Below are 19,087 nucleotides of genomic sequence, written 5' to 3' on the forward strand. Positions count from 1 at the left end.
TCCTCACAACGAAGAGACAAGGTGGCCACCGTCGACTTCGATCGACGAGCCTGTGATGTAGCTGCCGGCGGCAGAGGCGAGCAGCAGTAGGGCTCCGTCGAGTTCCTCTGGCTTTCCAAGTCGGCGTTGCGGGATTCGCTTTATCAGTTGCAGGCCTGCCTCTGACAAAAAGAACTCACGGTTGATATCTGTCTCGATGTAGCCTGGGCACAAGACGTTCACGCGGATGCCTTCGCGTGCCCATTCGAGCGAAAGTGCCTTAGTGAGTTGCACCACTCCCGCCTTGGACGTGGCGTAGGCACTGAGATTTCCCGCCACGCGATGGCCGAGAATAGAGGCGATGTTAACAATCGATCCACCGTGACCCGCCGCCTTCATGCCGCGCGCCACTGCTTGAGCTACCACGAACCCCCCTTTGAGATTGGTGTCGAGCACTCGGTCCCATTCCGCTTCGTCGAGATCCAGAGCGCGCCCAGAACCGGAAATGCCCGCATTGTTGATCAATATGTCGAAGCTGGTTCCACCCGAAAGAGCGGCTGCGACCGAGTTGCTGTCGGTTACGTCCATTTGAATGACATATGCACTGCCGCCCCGTGCCCGTATGCGGGAAGAGGCGGCTTCCAGTGCTTCACTACGGCGCGCTGCCAAGGTTACAGCGACGCCGTAGGTTGACAGCAGGTCGGCAAAACGGAGGCCAAGCCCGCCAGATGCGCCTGTAATCAGGGCCTTCTTTCCCTTGAGGTCTTCGAACAACATGATCAAGCTCCCAGATAATAAATCGAACGAGCGCTCGTTTTTCTGTAGGCGCCTTGTACCCCTTTTGCAACCATCCAATAACTGATATCCGGAACCGCGGCGGCTTTGGAGCAGGACCGCCGTAGCTGCAAAGGTATCTGTGTGAAGTCCATCAAGCGCGCGCATCGGTCTCACGCATATTCGATGGAAGCGTTATGCGCTCGTATCCTTGAGCGTCATCGCGACTCTGTTCGTGTACAAAAGCCGCATGTCGCGGTTGCCAATCTTGTTCGTATTATCGATGCCACTCTGACCCTTTCGAACAAACAAGGGTTTCACGCCACCAGTCTGCGTGATCTTGCCGAGGCCTCAGGCCTCAGCATGGGCGGCCTCTACTCTTACTTCGACAACAAAACGATGCTGCTGTCGATGATACTAGGTGAGGTTTCGACCACCGTCAGCGAAGTTCTCTGTGCTGCACCGGATGAGGTAATGGCCAATCCGTTCAATCACCTAAGATGGCTTATTGAGGCACATATCCGCCTGACGGAGGCGATGCAGCCTTGGTTTGTATTCGCCTATATGGAAGCAAAAGCATTCCCCAGTGTCGAGCGCCGCAAAGCTGTTGATAGTGAGGCGGCCACCGAGGAGGTCTTTGCAACAGTGCTGAGGCGGGGCGTCGAAACGGGAGCATTTAGAGCAATCGACGTCGACCTAACAGCATCACTTATCAAGCCGCTGCTGCAGGACTGGTATGTGAAACGCTCCAAGTATCGTCGGCGCAATATTAGCCTGGACGCTTACCTCACAGGGGTGATTGCGTTTGTTGAGGCAGGGCTGCGCCCTGTCCCGGCGAGTCTATGAAAACTCGTGGCGATCAGATTGCTCATTCCAGTAGGTCGCTTGACGTCTGAGCTACAAAGGGGCAGTGCTTATCCAGCTTGATCGGCGGCTTCAGGCTTGAGCAGACAGCTACCCACACCTTCGCCGCCTTTGTCCTTTTGAGAGTAGTCGCATTCCTCTCTGCCGCGCCTCCGCTGCCGTCGATATGACCGGTGGCATTCGAATGGCCGCTCGCTGCGATAGTCGAAGGCGGGTTGAACTTGAGTGCAGGCTACGAAGCGCTTAGTTGGCCGTGCCGCGAATGTAATCCTCTCCAAATGCGAACTTGCATAGCCAAATCAGGTCGTTTCATGCCGGCTAAAAGCCGCAATCCAGGATAAAAACGCTTTAAAAACAGACTATTAGGCAATCTTCGCTGTTGCGAAAACACCCGCCTCCGGGATCGAGGCGCCTTTTTGACACGACGAGTTTGATGGGCTTAGCTTTCCTCAATAAATAATCGGAGAGGAAAAGTTGACCAACTCATCTGAGCGCGTCTTCTCAGTATCTGTTGATACAGGAGGCACTTTTACGGACGTAGTTGTTAGTGATTCCAAAAGTGGTGCAATCACTCTAGGTAAATCTTTAACGACATATGACCGCGCGTCAGTCGGCTTGATGAAGGCGTTGCAAGTGGCAGCGCAGGAAATCGGCATCAACACCGAAACTCTTTTAAAGAAAACAAGAGTTTTTATTTATGGTACCACGCGTGCTACGAATGCAATCGTGGAGCGTAAGAGCGCTCGTACCGCCCTGCTGGTGACCAAAGGTTTCCCTGACGTTCTTGTGCTCAAGGAGGGGGGAAAGTTCAACGCGCATCAGTTCGACCAGGACTTCCCAGCGCCGTACGTAGCGCGCAGCGCAACTTTTGAGATCGAAGAGCGCGTCAGTTCCGACGGCCGGGTTCATACGCCATTGGATGAAACCCAACTGGCATCCGTGTTGAAGACGATCCAGCAGCGTGACTATGAAGCCATCGCAGTTTCTTTCCTGTGGTCGACCGTCAATCCCATTCACGAACTGCAGGTAGGGCAGGCAATTCTCCGCGATTTGCCGGGGTTAGCGTTTACCCTGTCTCATCAAATCAATCCGATCATTCGCGAGTATCGGCGAACGAGCGCGGCAGCCATCGACGCCTCGCTGAAACCGCTAATGCAAGCCCATCTACGCATCCTTGCCGATGATCTCAAAGCTGCCGGGTTCGCCGGTGACCTGCTGATTTCGACATCTTTTGGTGGCGTCCTTCACGTTGATGAAGTGGTCGAAAGGCCGATCTTCATGGTGCGCTCGGGGCCTGCCATGGCACCTACCGCTGGCCTGGTCACGGCGCTGGCAGAAGGGCTGGGCGACAATGTTATCGTTTGCGATACCGGGGGCACGACCTTCGATGTCACGCTGGTCCGTGATGGACAGCCAAAATACACGCGTGAGACGTGGCTTGGTCAGCAATTTACTGGCGACTGCCTCGGCATGGCGTCTGTTGATATCCGTAGCATAGGCGCGGGAGGCGGTTCGATTGCCTGGGTAGATTCCGGCGGATTGTTGCGTGTAGGCCCCCACAGCGCAGGCTCGACGCCTGGGCCCGCCTGCTACAACGGTGGTGGCACCAGGCCGACGGTGACTGATGCGGCTTTGGTGTTGGGGTACCTGGATCCGGGTCGGTTCCTTGGCGGTCGAATGACTTTGGACACTGCGGCGGCCGAGAATGTCATCGGTGATGTCGCTCAACAGCTTGGGCGGCCCATCCAAGAAACCGCTGCGGCTATTCTGGCGATCGCTAACGAACGCATGGTCAAAGCGATCGAAGAGATCACGATCAACGAGGGGTTTGACCCCAAGGAAAGCGTCCTGGTGGCAGGCGGCGGTGCAGCTGGCCTCAACATCGTTCCTATCGCTAGAGAGTTGGGCTGCAACAGGGTACTGCTGCCCAAGGCCGCGGGCGCTTTGAGTGCATACGGCGCTCAGTATTCGGAAATCGTGGTGGAGTTTGCGTCCAGCCATTTCACCCGTACCGGAAACTTCGATTTTGTCGGCGTCAATCAAGCGCTCTCCGATCTGAAAGCCAAGCTGCAGGCGTTTGCGGGTGATCTCAAAGAACGGGGTATCGACGACTATCGGATCAGCTTCATCTGTGAGGCACGCTATCTCTTCCAGGTGTGGGAAATCGATGTCCCAGTTCCAGCCGAACAGTTTGCTAGCGCAGCCGATCTCGATGCGTTCGTCGCTAGTTTCCATGCCGCCCACGATCGGATCTTCGCCGTTGCTGATCCCTATCAGCAGGTCGAGTGCCTAAATTGGCGTGGCCGCCTGAGCGCAAAGCTCGATACGCCGCCGATGTCGGCTGGCCTTAGCAATCGGGTGTGTGGGGTTACCAAGCCGGTGGCTCGCCGAGAAGCCTACTTCGCAGGCGTCGGGAAGGTCGAAATGCCAGCCTATCTTGGCGGAGATCTCAGCCTGGGCAGTGAACTGAGTGGGCCCGCGATGATCCTCGAGCCGACGACCACGATCATCGTCTATCCAAACGCTCGGGCGACGGTGAGCGCGCACGGCAACTACATCGTCCACACGGGCATCGAAGACGGCTCTCACGCCCCGATGAAAACCCGTCAAGCCGTGGAGGCCTAAAATGACCAATCACGACACGACCCTCCTGGATCCTATCACCCTGTCGGTGATGGCGAACCGCCTCGATAGCATCGTACGCGAGATGTCCAACACGCTGCTGCGTTCGGCAAGATCTGCTGTCATTAATGTGGCGCGCGACTTCTCTTGCGCTATCGTCACCGGTGAGAATGAACTGCTGGCTATTGCTGAAGGTCTTCCAGTCCATTCTTTTGGGGCGCACATCCAGGCACGCAGTATGGTCGATTTGCATCCCCAGCTGCGCGACGGTGATGCTTTTCTGCACAACGATCCCTATCTGGGTAACACTCACGCTGCCGACCATACTCTCTTGGTCCCAGTCTTCGTGGAAGGCGAACATCTCTTCACAGTCAGCGCGAAAGCGCACCAGGCCGATATCGGCAACTCTATTCCAACCACCTACTTCGCTGAGGCTCGGGACGTCTACCAAGAGGGCGCTGTGATCTTCCCTTGCGTGCTGGTTCAACGGGAGGGAAAGGACATAGACGATGTGATCCGGATGTGCCGCAAGCGCATCAGAGTGCCTGAGCAATGGTATGGCGACTACCTGGCTGGCATCGGAGCAGCCCGTACCGGAGAGCGCAGGCTCAAGGAATTCGCTCAGAAATACGGCATTGCTCGCGTTCGGACGTTCGTGCGGCAGTGGCTGGACTACTCCGAACGTCGAATGGCTGACGCCATCAAGGCGCTGCCTGAAGGCACGTTCCGGAATTCGATCGCCCATGATCCCACACCTGCGATGCCATCCGGCATCCCGGTTAATGTTGCAGTCACAGTAAATCCGGAACAGGCACGCATTGTGGTAGATCTTCGCGACAACATGGATTGTGTTGATTGCGGTTTGAACCAGTCGGAGGCAACGGCCATCAACAATGCCGTCACGGGCGTGTTCAATTGCATCGACTGGGACATTCCACACAATTCCGGCAGCCTGCGTCGCGTTCACGTTCTACTTCGGGAAAACTGCGTGGTCGGAATCCCGCAGTTTCCCCACAGCTGCTCCATGTCGACAACAAACCTGGCTGACAGGATCATCAATGTTACGCAGTCGGCACTGGCTAAAATCGGTGATGGTTTCGGATTGGCGGAGGGCGGCAATGCCATCGGCACGGGCATGGCCGTCGTCTCCGGGCAGGATAGACGGCGCGACAACGACAGCTTTATCAATCAGCTGTTCCTGTCCACCAATGGGGGACCAGCATCCCCGTCAGCCGACGGCTGGGTTACCTTCTGTCTACCGTGCTGTGGCGGGCTGATCTACCGCGATAGTGTCGAGCTCGACGAACTCAAGATGCCTATCCACATCGAAACCGTACGCTTGGTGCCAGACACTGGCGGAGCAGGGCGGTTCCGAGGTGCCCCTGGCACTGAAGTCATCTATGGGCCAAAGGATGCCCCTATCACGGTGGTTGTTCCCAGCGATGGGCAGCTGAACCCGCCACGCGGCGTATGGGGGGGCAAGGATGGGGCTGCGGCAAGTACCTATCGACTGACCGCCGACGGTCAGCAGCATAAGTTGCCAAATGTGGTAGTCGCCGAGTTGAAGCCAGGCGAGCGCATTCGCGGTCTCGACAATGGCGGTGGCGGCTATGGCAATCCATTAGAACGGGACCCGGATCGGGTCTTCCACGACGTTAAGGAGCGGTGGGTCACGATCGCCGCAGCCAAAGAAATCTACGGTGTCGAATTCTCTGGTTCGCCCGAGGATGGGACGCTGCAGATCGACCAGGAGCGTACGGCCATCCGGAGGTCGGGTCAGAGTACTCGCCATCCTCAGGAGACACGAGCCTAGTCCGTTCCCAACACAGTAGGAGGAGGAATATGAGACGATACCACGGGGCGGCCTTTGCGGCCGCACTGGCGACGTGCGCTTGCTCGACGGCACTAGCCCAGGACAAGTCGACTATTGTGATCGCGATACCAGGCACACCGCAGGGCATCGACATTGACCGACAGTCCGGACCACAGACCTGGACGATCGGCATGCAGGTGCTCGAGCTCGGCGCGGAATGGGCGACGGTGGACTACCCCTTCGGTTCAGAGGGCGTAGGGGATCCACGAAAGATTCCGGGGTTCAAATATCCCGATTTCACGGGCCAAAAGATGGATTCGGGCATCATCGAATCCTGTAAGCTTTCGGAAGATGGACTGAGCGCCACCTACCATTTACGTCCGAATGTCCGCTCGGCAGCCGGCAACGAGTTCACCGCTGACGACGTCATCTATCGTGTCGAACGGGCCATCGCCAACAACGCCATCACCCAGTTCATCCAGAACTCCGTCAATGCGGGAAAGCGCGAGCAGTGGAGCGTGGTGGATAAGTACACTGTCGCGATTTCGGCTCAGACTCCGATGCCCCAGATCTGCACGGTGCTCACCAACCCCTATTTCTATTGGCTCGATTCTGTTGAAGCCAAGAAGCACGCTACGTCTGACGATCCTTGGTCGAATGCTTGGGTCTCCACAGGTTCGATGTCCTACGGCCCCTATCATGTGGTGTCTTGGGATGCCGGACGACGGATCGAATTGGTTGCCAATCCAAACTATTGGCGCGGCGAACCGGAGATCAAACGTGTGATCTATCAGGTCGTACCTGAATCCGCGAACCGGGTCGCTTTGCTGGCGCAGGGCAAAGTTCAGTTGGCGGAGGGGCTTTCGCCTGACGAAATTGTGTCCCTGGCCGGCGTAAGCTCCGTTCGAGTGGCAGCCGTCCGCGGCAACCAGTCACTCTATGCAATCATGAACAATGCCATAGCGCCGTTTGACAAACCCGAAGTTCGGCAGGCAATCAACATGGTCCTGCCACGCGAAGCTGTGGCAGAGCAGATTTATCGCGGAATGGCCGAGCCATTCTACGGCGTCATTCCATCCCTCTACCCAGGCTATGTCGATTTCAGAGCCGAAAAGGGTTCGTTGAAGCAAGCCATGGATCTGTTGGCAAAAGCAGATCTAGCGGAGGGGTTTGACACCCAAATAGCGTATAGCGCTGGTGACCCTGTGCAGGAGAATGTTGCGATCCTGATGCAGACCGCGCTTCGTCAAATTGGCATCCGGGTAAATCTGCAAAAGATGCCGGTGGCCGCACATTCTGACTTGGTGCAATCGAAGAAGGCACCGTTCGCACTCTGGTTGGATTTCCCCATTCAGCCGGATCCGAATTACGCGCTTGGCCTGATCTACGGGACGAGCAACGCTGTGAACTACCAGAACTACTCAAACGCCGCTGTCGACGACGACATCGCTAAGGGGGTGCCGATTGTCAGTCCGGCCGAACGTGCGGCGGCGCACGAGACACCGCAGCGCCAAATTCACAATGATGCAGCGCTGGGTTGGATCGTCGAGCCTTACTTCTTGACTGGAATGGCCTCGTCCGTAGAGGGCTGGCGCTGGTACCCTACGCAGTACTACCGCGTCAACGACCTCAGCCTCAAATAGGGGCCCTGCGCCGATGTCAAACAACACGACGTATGCCGAAATTTCTTCAGTTCTTCGGCAGGCAATGGACCTACATCGGCGCGGCCAAATTGAGGCAGCAGAACGTGGCTACCGTGCGATCGCGGGCCTGCCAGGCACCCCACCGGAGGCAGGCAGTCTGCTGGGGATGCTCCTTACAGAGCAGGGCAAGCTAGCTGAAGCACTGGCCATCCTTGAGGCGACACTGAGTCTGTTTCCTCAATCGACACTCTGCCGAACTGCCCTTGGCCAAGCATATCTGCAGAGCGGCAAATGGCGGTTGGCTGCGGAGGAAATCGCTGCGGTACTGCGGACAGAGCCCGAAAACGCTGACCTTCACAGGAACCTTGGAACTGCTTGCAAGAACCTCGGCGACGTCCAAGGCGCTGTATTGGCGTATCGGCGGTCACTGTCCTTACGGAGAGCTTACGACGGCCGTCACCCAGCAGTGCTGACAGATCATGCCACCAACGGCGTGAAACTGGAGCACGACCTCGCGCAGATTAGGATGCTGATTGAGCGTTACCCCATCAGGCAAGATCTGGCGGAGATGGAAAGCGCGCTGTCTACTGAACTTTCTGCCAACCCGCTCTACAAGCAAGCCCCGTTCAGAATGGTCCCAATCGATACCGAAAGCGCTCGCCGGATCGGCTGGTTCTACAACCGGTTGATCCACGAACCGATTGTCGCCGTGCCGGATCAAGTTCTTTCCCGACCTGAGGAGTTGACGGCGAAGTCAGAAGAGATATGCGCAGGATTCCCACTGATTATCGTCGACGACTTCCTAAATCCGGAGGCGCTAATGGGGTTGCGCCAACTTTGTGAGGAGTCGACGTTTTGGTTCGAACCCAAAGACCATGGCGGTCACGTGGGAACCTATCTCGACGAAGGATTTGATCACCCTCTGATTGTTGCGATCGCGCGCGAAACGCGCGCAGCCATGCCGCATCTGCTAGCAGACACCATCCTCAAGCAGGCATGGGCATACAAATACGACAATCGTGGCGCCGGCACACGCATTCACGCCGACCAAGCTGACTTCACCCTCAATCTCTGGATTACAGACGATAGTTGCAATCGGGATGGCGGCGGCGGGCTGATCATAACGGATGTGTCGGCGCCGCCAGAGTGGAATTTCCATCAATACAACGCCAGCGCCTCGACGATTGACGAACATCTGGATTCTAGAAACGCGAAACGTAGGCGTATTGAACATAAGGCAAATCGCGCTGTTTTCTTCCGCTCAAACTACTTCCATGCCACAGAGTCATTCCACTTTGGCGAAGGCTACGTGGATCGACGCATCAATGTATCGCTAATGTATGGTGGCGTAAGATGAAGCTTTTCCTTTACGCGTTAAAGCGCATCGCGCTGTTGCCCTTTCAACTGCTGCTAATCTCCATCGCGACCTTCATCATGGTCAGGGCACTGCCTGGCGACCCGGCCCGACTGGAACTCGGCCCACTGGCATCCGAGGAGAGTGTGGCGCGGTTGCGTGTAAGCCTACGGCTCGATCAGTCGTTGCTCGAGCAGTACCTGGCCTACTTGCACAGGCTTTTTCAGGGCGACCTTGGGCGTTCGTGGGTCAACGGAAGCGAGGTGTTAGATGACTTGGTAGTGCGCTTGCCTGCAACGCTTGAGCTGATGGCCTTCGGTATGGCAATCGTGATCTTTGTTATCATTCCGCTCGCCTTGCTCTCCGCGCTACCGGGAAAGAGCGTCGCTGCTTCAGTTAGCAAAAAGATTGGCAGGGGGTACGGCATGCTCGCTGGAGCTCTTCCAGATTTCTGGTTGGGCCTAATGCTGATTTTCGTGTTCTTTTCCACGCTCGGGTGGTTGCCCGGCCCCGAAGGGCGGCTCGGTATGATGGATACTCCTCCTCCAGCCGTTACCGGATTCCTGACGATCGACGCGCTTGCAGCGCGCGATTTTCCTGTGTTCTGGTCCGCACTTACCCATTTGTTGTTGCCCGCCGTAACGTTGGCCTTCGTATATGGCGCTCCAATCTTCAAGATTGCCCGGCTCAATTTTGTCCAAGCGATAACATCGCCCTATTCGGTCTATGCTCGCGCGCTGGGTCTACGTGACGGCACAGTGTTCCGTCTCGCATTTCGCAACGCGATCCGACCGATCCTCGTCATGATCGGTGTCATCGTAGGCTACCTGCTAGGCGGCGCAGTACTGATCGAGACCGTGTTCAATCTAAATGGCATAGGTCAGTATGTGGTCCAGGCGATTTCGACAGCTGATTATGCACCCGTACAGATGTTCGTGCTGATAGCGGCAGTCTTCACCAAGCTCACATACCTGCTGGTCGATCTCGCCTATTTCGCGACCGATCCAACCGTGATGGCGGATTCCAAATGACAGGGCGTTTAAGAAATCGGGCAGTTAGATGGCTGCAACTCGATCCTAGCATCGTTGCAATCGGCATCATCCTTTTTATCGCAGTCTTCGGGCGCTTGTTATCTCCTTTTGACCCTGAAGTCGCCAATCCTGCGACAAGGCTGCTACCACCGTCATGGATCCACCTCTTCGGGACGGATGAGAACGGCATCGATGTCTTCTCCCGGATACTAACCTCTTTCCGCATCGACGTATTCGTGGCGCTGTTGGGAACTCTGCTTTCTGTGGGGATCGGCGCACCGCTAGGTGTCGTACTCGGCTACGTTGAAGGCCGGGCGAAGTCACCCGTTTCTCGCTGGACTACGGAGCTCTCGCTCAGGATCGTAGACATTATTCAGGCATTCCCAGTGTTCATTCTGGCGATGGTCTTAGTTTCGGCTGCGGGATCGAGCATCTTTAATATCATCGCTGCAATTGCTTTCGTGAACGGGCCGGTCTTCCTGCGCCTGGTGCGATCGGAAATGCTGGCGTTGCGACGGCAGCCCTTTGCGGAGGCAGCAGTGGCAATCGGCGCGTCAACGTGGCGGGTGGGTTTCGTTCACTTGCTTCCAAACGCGCTCCCCACAATTATTGCCCAAGTCTCGGTGACAATCGGATTCTCAATTCTGCTTACTGCAGGTCTAAGCTTTGTCGGCGCAGGTATCGATCCTCCGACGCCAGAACTAGGCGCAATGATCGCTTCCGGTGCGAAGTTCATGATTCTTGGGCAGTGGTGGCCGTCGCTTTTTCCCGGAGTGGCACTTGGACTCATCGTGTTCTGGTTTGCGAACGGCGGTGACCGGCTGGCCAACCTGTTGACGCCAAAGCGCATTACCCGGGCTGAGCGACATGCGGACATATCGCCCGCTCCCGCATTCGCCCAAGTATCTGAGCCGTATCCCACCACGAGCCTTAGCGTCAAAGAACTGACAGTTCAGGTCGGCGGTAGAGCATTGGTGGACAACGTCAGCTTTGCTCTGGCTCAAGGTGAGAGGGTTGCGATTGTGGGCGCCGCCGGGGCTGGCAAGTCACTGCTGGTTCAGGCGTTAGTGGGTACGCTGCAAGATCAACCAGGTTTCAAGATATCGGGCCGCATTTCTGTCGGAGGCGAAGATTTCGGCGCGCTCACCCCTGCTCAACGACGTGATCGTCTCGGCACCGTCATCGCACCCGTGTTCAGCAACGGCAAGTCGGTTCTTAACCCTATGGTACGTGTTGGAGACTTTATGCGCCTTGCGTTGGCGGCACATACGGACCTGGTAGAGGCGGACGTAAACACGCGGCTCATAGGTCTTCTTCGAGAAGTCGGGATCAGCGATCCAGAGCGGCGACTACGGGCATTCCCAAGTGAGCTTAGTGGCGGCATGGCACAACGTGTCTGCATCGCACTTGCACTCATGCACCGTCCTTCGATTTTGATCACTGACGAACCCACCGCCGGGCTCGATGTGACAGTTCAAAGGCAGGTGTTGGACCTGATGACCCAATTGGCGGTTAGCCACGGCATGGCTCAGCTCATTGTAACGCGAGACCTGGGCATCGCGGCCCACTATTGCGACCGCATCATCGTGATGCACGCCGGCCGGATCGTGGAGACGGCCAAGACCAAGGCCATATTCAAGAAGCCAGAGAGCCAGCTAACCAGAACACTGTTCGAAAAATCGGGGGTCGTGTTTTCCCATGCAAACTGAACTCCTGCACGTGGACAATTTGGTCAAGCATTTCTCCCTGGGGGGAAACCGCTACATAGGTGCGGTCAATGACGTTTCATTCGTGCTGCGGCGCGGCGAGACACTAGGTCTGGTTGGCGAAAGTGGGTCTGGAAAGTCAACAATAGGGCGGTGCATCCTCGGTATTGAACCACCGACCGCGGGCTCTGTGACTTTTGATGGCCAACCCATTTTCGACAGCCGTGGCGCGTTTCGCCAGGTCATGCGGCGGCGTCTGCAACTGGTCTTCCAGGATCCAAGCGCGTCACTCAATCCTCGCCGAACCGTCGCTCAGACCATCTCCGAACCTCTACAGCTCTCTGGCGCACGAACAGCTAAGGAAATGGTGCGGCCACTCGATGAGATCTTGGATGCCGTTGGCCTTTGTCGCGAGTTGCTACATGAATATCCGATCTCGCTGAGCCCGAGTGAGCAGCAGCGTGTCGGTATCGCTCGCGCTTTGGTTATGCGCCCTGACGTGGTGGTGCTCGACGAGCCGACATCATTGCTGGATCCAACCGTGCGGGCCGACATCATCGACCTGCTGCTTCAGTTCCAGAAGCAGCACGGCACGTCTTACCTGTTCATTTCGCACGACATGGAAGCGGTAGGGAGGCTTAGCCACAGAATCGCCGTCCTCTATCTGGGACGCTTGGTCGAAGAAGCGGAAGCACGAACCATTTTCAAGACCCAGTGCCACCCCTACAGCATGGCGCTTCTGCGCTCGGTGCTACCACCGGATCCGAACGTCACGTTGCCAGCGGCTCCGATCTCGGGTGAGATTCCGAGCGCCATCAATCCTGTAAATCGCTGTCCGTTCGTTCCTCGATGCCCTGAGAAAATTGCGGCGTGCAGCGGAACATTTCCCAGCTTTACAGTCGGTCCAGGCAAGGGGCGGGTCGCATGCTACGCCTCTGGATCGCAAACGTCTGAACACGCGCCTGAAGGTTCATTCTCATGACAATTGCTGTTCATCGCAATAGCACTCAGCTCAACGGAATTCGGATGCATTGGTTGGAGGCGGGGGAGGGGCCTGCCGTTGTGCTGCTGCATGGATATCCGCAGACGAGCTATGCTTGGCGACACCAAATCGCACATCTGTCCGGCTCGTACCACATCATCGCCCCCGACCTCCGAGGCTATGGTGACACAGAAAAGCCTGCGTCAGGCTACGACAAGCGAACCATGGCAACGGATGTCTTGGCTCTCCTCGACCATTTGAAGCTCGACCGCGTCGCACTAGTCGGTCACGATCGCGGAGCACGAGTGGCGACGCGCTTCGCGAAGGATTTTCCGGATCGCATTTCACGTTTGGTCGTCATGGACAACGTGCCAACGCGTATCGTCTTTGAGCAGATGAATGCGCGGATTGCCAAAGGATACTGGTTCTTTAATTTTCAGCAGATTCCAGACTTGCCGGAAGCTCTGATTACCGGCCGAGAGGACATCTTCCTGCGGCATCTTTTTGCCGATTGGACATACCGGCCTGATGCGCTTTCTGAAGCCGCCATTCAGACGTATGTCCGTGCCTATTCCCGCCCTGGGGCTCTCCGGGGAGCGTTCAACGATTATCGGGCTGCACCGCTTGATCTAGAGCAGGACCAGGCAGACGCGCATGTGCCGATCTCATGCCCAATTCTCGCCCTTTGGGGCGCGGACTTCCATTTGGTTGGACAAATGTTCGACATGCCAACCGTCTGGCGGAGCATGGGTACCTCTGTCGAGGTGCTGCCAATTCCCGAATGCTGTCACCTGCCGCAAGAAGAGCAGCCAGCTATCGTAAACGCAGCACTCGAGAGATTTTTAAGCGAGGAAAGATACTGACATGAAGATTGTGAGATATGCTACCGAGGATACGTCACGCTTCGGCGTGCTGGCTGGAGGGATGGTTTATTCGATACCATCCGAGTTAGCTTCCCCCGATCGGAATTTTCTTTCTCTCAAGGGAATTGAGGCATTGCGTCTTCAAGGTGAAGAGGTGCTTGAACCCGCGGTTCCTCTTGCATCCCTTTCGCTGGAGGCACCACTCGATCGGCCCGAAAAGATCATTTGCATCGGCCTAAATTATCGGCGTCATGCGGCGGAACTGAAGATGCAGGTTCCAACCACTCCCGTTGTCTTCGCGAAGTACGCCAACAGCCTGTCTGGCCATGGTGCCGAGATCATGTTGACCGGTGTGGATGAGAAGATTGATTACGAAGCCGAGCTGGCGGTGGTTATCGGTAAGACGGGCAAGGATATACCAGTTAGCGAAGCTGCTGACTACGTTCTGGGTTATGCCTGCGCTAATGACCTGAGCGCGCGCACCCTGCAGATGGCCACGGGACAATGGACAATCGGCAAAACCCTTGATGGCTTCTTGCCGCTTGGGCCTTGCCTGGTGACTGCGGATGAGGTGCCAGATCCGCAGCAATTGACCATACGCTGTCTGGTAAACGGCGACGTCCGGCAGGCCTCCAACACAGCGGATATGATCTTCCCGGTTTACGAGCTCATTTCCTACGTAAGCAGGTTCATGACCCTGCGGGCGGGCGATGTGATCTTGACAGGGACACCAGAAGGTGTCGCCATGGGAAGCGGCGGCGGTGCATGGCTGAAGCCGGGTGACCGGGTGTCCGTAGAGATCGAATCCCTTGGGGAGCTTCATACGAAGGTGATGTAGCCATGCAGTTACGGAGCGAAATCGATTCAGCCCACGACGAAAGCCAGGGCGCTGGATACCAACTGCGGATGGAAGTCGCCCCTGGCGAGGCGACCCGCTATAGACGCAATTGGCAAGATGCCTTGCGAGAGGCATACTTTCCACTGGATGTTCGCTCCGTTGGCGACAGTGAGCGCCCAGCATTTCTATACGCACAGGACCTCCCCAACCTGAGGGTTGGTGGGGTCAGTTGCGGCGCGATGTCCATCCGACATTTGAGGGAACATGCGAGCACCGGCGGGGCCGGCGATTTCTTCCATATCCCGATGCCGGTGATGAATCCCATCAAGTTGATCCAGCGTGGACGAGAGGCGCTCGTACGGCCAGGTGATCTGGCGATGATATCGACTGCGGACCAATACATCTACGAGCAGCCAGCCCCCAATCGCCTGCGAACGCTCACGATTAGCGGAAAGATGCTCCGCGAATACTACGCTTCGGCCGACGATCTGACGGCTGTGACGTTTTCTGCCGATATTCCCGAAGTCAGGCTATTCATGTCGTACGCCCAGACACTGTCGGAGGTTGTGGCAAAACTCTCTCAGAAAACCGCAAGTGGGGCGGTAAACGTGCTCTTTGACATGCTCAAAGTAGCCATGTTGGCAGGACAAGGTAATTCGCTTGGCACCAGTTCCGTGCGTACCGCGCATGCGCAACGCGCTTTGCGTATCATCGAAGATAGGTATCGCGATCCAACATTCGGGGTCGGGCCATTGGCCCAGGAATTCGGCTGCACATCCCGTTATCTCCAGCAGATTTTTCAGGAGCGCAAGCAGTGTGTTTCCGAGGTCATACGCGCTCGTCGCTTGGCTGCTGCCAAACGCATGCTCCAGGATTCGCTGCTGAACTGCCTAAGCATATCGCAGGTTGCCTATCGATCAGGGTTCAGCAATCCTAACCATTTTTCCAAGACGTTTTTTGATCATTTCGGTCTTCGTCCCGCGGACGTACGTAGCTTGTCCAGGGGGGTGTCCGCCCTCAATAGCGCTGACGACACCCCAAGTTCGCATTAGCGTACTTATTCATACGCCGCTATTGATTATATCACTTATATACCAAGATTGAACGGGCATTTTTTCATATATGATGTGATCATTCTTGTTAACAAGGCAGAGAGGATCACGCCGTGCAAGTCGTTGTTACAGACACAGTATTTCCAGACCTAAATATTACCGAAGCTATACTAACAGGCGTTGCAGATGTTCGGATTTCTCCGCCAAACGATCGCGCAGCATTAAAAGAACTAGTCCGAAATGCCGACGCGATATTGAACTGTTATGCGCCTGTAGACGCCGATTTGATAGCGGCGATGCAAAATTGCAGAATCATAGCGCGTTCAGGGATTGGCACCGATACAATCGACATTGCAGCCGCCACGGCAAAAGGCATCAAGGTCACCAATGTGCCGGACTATTGCGTCCACGAAGTGGCGGACCATGCCGTCGCATTGATGCTGTCTTTGATGCGGGGAATTCACGCTGGGGCAGCCCAGACCACATCAGGGGGCTGGAACCTCGATGCTTTGCGTCCAATGGATCGCATCCAGGGCAAGATGTTGGGTCTGGTCGGCTTCGGTAAGATTGGTTCAGCTCTCGCTACACGAGCAAGAGCGTTTGGAATGAAGGTGCGTTTCTACGATCCGTATTATAGCGCGGAGGTGCCGGCTGAGTTTCATCGTGATGAGACACTGGAGGCGACGCTGGCGCAGTCGGATGTTCTTTCACTCCACGTTCCACTCAACGCGTCGACACGCCACCTCATTCGCCGTGAAACCTTGGGGCTGGTTTCAAAGGGAACCATAGTCATCAATACTTCACGGGGCGGCCTCATCGACACCGAGGCATTGCTAGCCGCACTAGATAGCAAACATCTTGGCGGCGTGGGGCTTGACGTGCTGGAGGTTGAAACCGGACGCGAAGCGGCCCGCTTCGCACCTTACCCCAACGCGATTGTGACACCACATGCAGCCTTCTATTCCGAAGCCGCAATAGTTGAACTGCAGACCAAATGTTCGGAGGACATTCTGAGGGCGCTAACTGGCCAAGAGCCAAGGTATTGGCTAAATCGCGGAACCTAAACGCACATGTGCACTGCGCCTGCCTGCGAGAGGAGCGCGCCCTCGCAAGCAGGCGTTCAGGCGTCCGCCTCCAAATCCTGATAAAGGGCGAACCTAGCGCTGCTTTTCGCTGCGTTGTCGATTCATATTGGGCGGCGGTGTCGTAGGTAAGTGCAGGCTTGCAGCGTTTAGCGAGCGCCCCCGTCCGAAAGGTTGCAGGGGGCTTTTTTGCAGCCATGCACAACGGACAGCGTTTGTACGGCCGGGAGGCTAACCCAAGGAGAACGATCGTGAGGAAACTCATTATTGCACTCGGTGCTGCTGCTCTCATGAGCGGAGCAGCCTGGGCCGCGACCGTCGATGGCGTGGTGAAGGAATTCATCAAGGAGACAAAGGTCATCACACTTGACGATGGCAAGAGCTTCACAGTGCCGCCAGATGTGGCGATCCCCCCCTGAAGTTGCTGTCGGTGCCAAGGTCTCGATTTCGACCGCCGACGACGACGCTACAAAGGTGACCGGTGTGACGCTCTCGCCGTAAGAGTTTTTTGCGTGCGCCCCGCTGGCTAGGCTGGCGGGGCGCTTTTCTGTCTTCGCTAAATTACGCCCCTTTGAAACCTAATGCCGAGCCTGTGCATCGGCTCCATCGACAGATTTGCCTCATCGCGCCGCGCAGCCTTGCTGGTAATGTGGTTTGTCCTCACTCCATGTCAGGCACGTCGCCGGCCCGAAAGAGGATTGTGGGCTCGCCGTACTCGCCAATGAAGGGGTTTGCCTCTCGTGACCATGCAATGACCCCGGCGTGCTCGCTCTCGATCATCTTGGCCAGGCGCCTGGCTGCATCCTCGCTTTGCATCTGTCGCGGATCGAATGCGGGCTTCAGGTCGCCTTCGTCGTCGCGATTGAACGCGGCGACGACGATGAGCTTGGGCATTTTCTGTTGTGGGACGATGTGACCGGTGTTCGACATCGAGGGCTATCCTAGATCAACGACGCCTGGGTTTGTGGTGAAACGATCTGCGTTTCCGGAAGATCCACGACGGTCAGCATGTCGTCAGGCAGCGGACGCTGCAACTTGCTCGCCTCTGACCAGGGCGCCGTCAGCCACGTTTCAATCTCTTCTGGCGTCGTCAGGATGACCGGCATTGCCTTTTCGTGGATCGGGGCAACGACAGCGTTCGGACTGGTCGTCAGGAAGGCATAAACTTCCCAGTCGAGGACGCCGTCACGAATGGTGCGCGCGCCGCGCCATGGCGTCCACAGCCCCGCAAAGACCGCCAGCGACCGAACTTCATTGAGCGCAAACCAGAAATTGCGATGCCGTCCAGTGAGCGGGTCTTTGTCGCCCTCGATCGGGCTCGGCTCTGCGAAGCTGGTGAACGGCACCACGCATCTGCTCTCGACGCCGAGATAGGGTGCCCAATGCTTGCTGTCCGTCCGTCGGATGTTGGTAACGCCCTTGTCGGGCTCTTTCTCCAGCAGCGCCTTGAAATCGACGGTCTGCCCCTTTGCCTCGAGCTTTGCCGCGCGGGCCTTGGTGGCCTGGAATTGTACGTTCGAAGCCGTGGGCATGCCCCAGTTGAGCATGGCCAACTGCCGGCGGCCTTCGAAGTTGCGCACCACCGGCCCATTGCGGCCGGGATAGACGTCGATCGACGGCTCGAGGTTGCCGGCGATGTCGTCGAGCACCTTCGTCAGCGCCCTCAGCTCGTTCTGGGATGATGAGAAATTGTAGAGGTTGCACATGGGCCAAAACCTGCCTTGAGCGGCACACGACGTCAATCAATGGGGAGGGCTCTCGCCATCGGCGTAATACTCAAGGGACGACACGCCGGGCTTCTTGTCTTCGGGCCAGCCTATGCAGCAGGCATCTATGGCGGCTGATTCCGCGTCAAGCCAAGCTGCGGCCGCTTCCCAGTCCTCGTCGTTCAGTTCTCCCACAAATCCGCCGTCATCCCAGCATTCCAGCGCGAACATCCCAGAGCAGGCGCGCAAGGCTGTTATGCCCGCGGCATCGATCACCGCCTGCGCCGCGGCGATGCCTCTCTGTTTATCTTCAGGGGAAACGCCTTTGATCCTCAGGTACAATCCCAATCCCATCATGGCCTCCGTCGCATGCCCATAGGTTAGCGTGATGTGAATTGACTCCGCAAGGCGTTTGTTCCTATTTCGTTCTCATGCCGCAGCCGAACCGAGCCACGCCTTTTCCACTGTCCAAGCTGAACGATGCCCGCGAGCTCGTCACGGTTAGCTGCGCCTACTGCAAGCGCGAGCACACCTACTACCCAACTGACCTGATGCAGCTGTTCGGCGATGTCGACGTTGATTCTCTTGCTGGACAGATGACCTGCGAGAGTGTCCCCGGTGGCCATGGCTTCATGCGGGTAGAGCGCGTTTTCTCCGGCTCCAGGGAGATGGTCGGCAAGAAAATCCGCCGGCTTGTTGCCATCAGGGTCCAGCGCATTCCGGTTTGGCGGGAAGAATGACATCCGCGAAGACACGCGAGAAGTCGAAACGTTGGACC

18 protein-coding genes are annotated in these 19,087 nt (G+C 56.8%); 14 read left to right on the plus strand and 4 right to left on the minus strand.

The genetic code is table 11. The features are described from left to right. Positions 1-3: 3 nt before the first annotated feature. Positions 4-756, minus strand: coding sequence for an SDR family NAD(P)-dependent oxidoreductase (locus IG197_RS34580; RefSeq protein ID WP_192321449.1), 753 nt, complete (start codon positions 754-756; stop codon positions 4-6). Between the two features lie 183 nt (positions 757-939). On the opposite strand from IG197_RS34580, the gene IG197_RS34585 reads away from it, so the two are divergent. The 13 genes from IG197_RS34585 to IG197_RS34645 all read left to right on the plus strand — a co-directional run bounded on the left by IG197_RS34585 (position 940) and on the right by IG197_RS34645 (position 17,022). After that, positions 940-1,599, plus strand: coding sequence for a TetR/AcrR family transcriptional regulator (locus tag IG197_RS34585; RefSeq protein WP_192321877.1), 660 nt, complete (start codon positions 940-942; stop codon positions 1,597-1,599). Positions 1,600-2,091: 492 nt separating this feature from the next. After that, positions 2,092-4,242 (plus strand): hydantoinase/oxoprolinase family protein, encoded by a 2,151-nt coding sequence (locus IG197_RS34590; RefSeq protein WP_192321451.1) that lies wholly within the window; start codon positions 2,092-2,094, stop codon positions 4,240-4,242. Between the two features lies 1 nt (position 4,243). Beyond that, complete coding sequence (locus tag IG197_RS34595) at positions 4,244-6,052, plus strand: hydantoinase B/oxoprolinase family protein (RefSeq protein ID WP_192321453.1); 1,809 nt, start codon at positions 4,244-4,246, stop codon at positions 6,050-6,052. A gap of 29 nt (positions 6,053-6,081) precedes the next feature. Further along, positions 6,082-7,695: an ABC transporter substrate-binding protein gene (locus IG197_RS34600; protein WP_192321455.1), complete on the plus strand. Its 1,614-nt coding sequence runs from the start codon at positions 6,082-6,084 to the stop codon at positions 7,693-7,695. 13 nt (positions 7,696-7,708) lie between these two features. Continuing rightward, positions 7,709-9,052: a tetratricopeptide repeat protein gene (locus IG197_RS34605; protein ID WP_192321457.1), complete on the plus strand. Its 1,344-nt coding sequence runs from the start codon at positions 7,709-7,711 to the stop codon at positions 9,050-9,052. Continuing rightward, the gene (locus IG197_RS34610) at positions 9,049-10,080 is read left to right on the plus strand and encodes an ABC transporter permease (protein WP_192321459.1); all 1,032 of its coding nucleotides are present in this window, start codon (positions 9,049-9,051) and stop codon (positions 10,078-10,080) included. Before IG197_RS34605 ends, IG197_RS34610 begins: the two co-directional genes overlap by 4 nt. Beyond that, complete coding sequence (locus IG197_RS34615; RefSeq protein ID WP_192321461.1) at positions 10,077-11,789, plus strand: ATP-binding cassette domain-containing protein; 1,713 nt, start codon at positions 10,077-10,079, stop codon at positions 11,787-11,789. Before IG197_RS34610 ends, IG197_RS34615 begins: the two co-directional genes overlap by 4 nt. Beyond that, positions 11,779-12,768, plus strand: coding sequence for an oligopeptide/dipeptide ABC transporter ATP-binding protein (locus IG197_RS34620; protein ID WP_192321462.1), 990 nt, complete (start codon positions 11,779-11,781; stop codon positions 12,766-12,768). The genes IG197_RS34615 and IG197_RS34620 overlap by 11 nt, the downstream gene beginning before the upstream one ends. Beyond that, a complete protein-coding gene (locus tag IG197_RS34625; RefSeq protein ID WP_192321464.1) occupies positions 12,765-13,631 on the plus strand; it encodes an alpha/beta fold hydrolase in 867 nt (288 codons plus the stop codon). Before IG197_RS34620 ends, IG197_RS34625 begins: the two co-directional genes overlap by 4 nt. 1 nt (position 13,632) lies before the next feature. Then, the gene (locus IG197_RS34630; RefSeq protein ID WP_192321466.1) at positions 13,633-14,469 is read left to right on the plus strand and encodes a fumarylacetoacetate hydrolase family protein; all 837 of its coding nucleotides are present in this window, start codon (positions 13,633-13,635) and stop codon (positions 14,467-14,469) included. A 2-nt stretch (positions 14,470-14,471) separates the two neighbouring features. Continuing rightward, positions 14,472-15,521 (plus strand): AraC family transcriptional regulator, encoded by a 1,050-nt coding sequence (locus IG197_RS34635; RefSeq protein ID WP_192321468.1) that lies wholly within the window; start codon positions 14,472-14,474, stop codon positions 15,519-15,521. Between the two features lie 113 nt (positions 15,522-15,634). After that, entirely contained in the window at positions 15,635-16,585 is a 951-nt protein-coding gene (locus tag IG197_RS34640; RefSeq protein ID WP_192321470.1) for a C-terminal binding protein, read from the plus strand. Positions 16,586-16,854: 269 nt separating this feature from the next. After that, positions 16,855-17,022, plus strand: a complete 168-nt coding sequence (locus IG197_RS34645; RefSeq protein WP_246765530.1) for a hypothetical protein — start codon at positions 16,855-16,857, stop codon at positions 17,020-17,022. A 241-nt stretch (positions 17,023-17,263) separates the two neighbouring features. Here the strand turns inward: IG197_RS34645 and IG197_RS34650 are convergent, their stop codons facing one another. Genes IG197_RS34650 through IG197_RS34660 form a run of 3 tightly spaced genes read right to left on the minus strand, consistent with a single transcriptional unit; the run spans position 17,264 to position 18,663 of the window. Continuing rightward, on the minus strand, positions 17,264-17,533 hold the full coding sequence (locus IG197_RS34650; RefSeq protein ID WP_192321472.1) for a hypothetical protein: 270 nt from the start codon (positions 17,531-17,533) through the stop codon (positions 17,264-17,266). Positions 17,534-17,544: 11 nt separating this feature from the next. Then, positions 17,545-18,309, minus strand: coding sequence for an SOS response-associated peptidase (locus IG197_RS34655; protein WP_192321474.1), 765 nt, complete (start codon positions 18,307-18,309; stop codon positions 17,545-17,547). Between the two features lie 36 nt (positions 18,310-18,345). Further along, positions 18,346-18,663 (minus strand): hypothetical protein, encoded by a 318-nt coding sequence (locus IG197_RS34660; protein WP_210346938.1) that lies wholly within the window; start codon positions 18,661-18,663, stop codon positions 18,346-18,348. Positions 18,664-18,704: 41 nt separating this feature from the next. On the opposite strand from IG197_RS34660, the gene IG197_RS34665 reads away from it, so the two are divergent. After that, a complete protein-coding gene (locus IG197_RS34665) occupies positions 18,705-19,049 on the plus strand; it encodes a hypothetical protein (RefSeq protein ID WP_192321477.1) in 345 nt (114 codons plus the stop codon). The last annotated feature ends 38 nt before the right edge of the window (positions 19,050-19,087 follow it).

The sequence above is a fragment of the Aminobacter sp. SR38 genome (assembly GCF_014843375.1).
Lineage (GTDB): Bacteria > Pseudomonadota > Alphaproteobacteria > Rhizobiales > Rhizobiaceae > Aminobacter > Aminobacter ciceronei.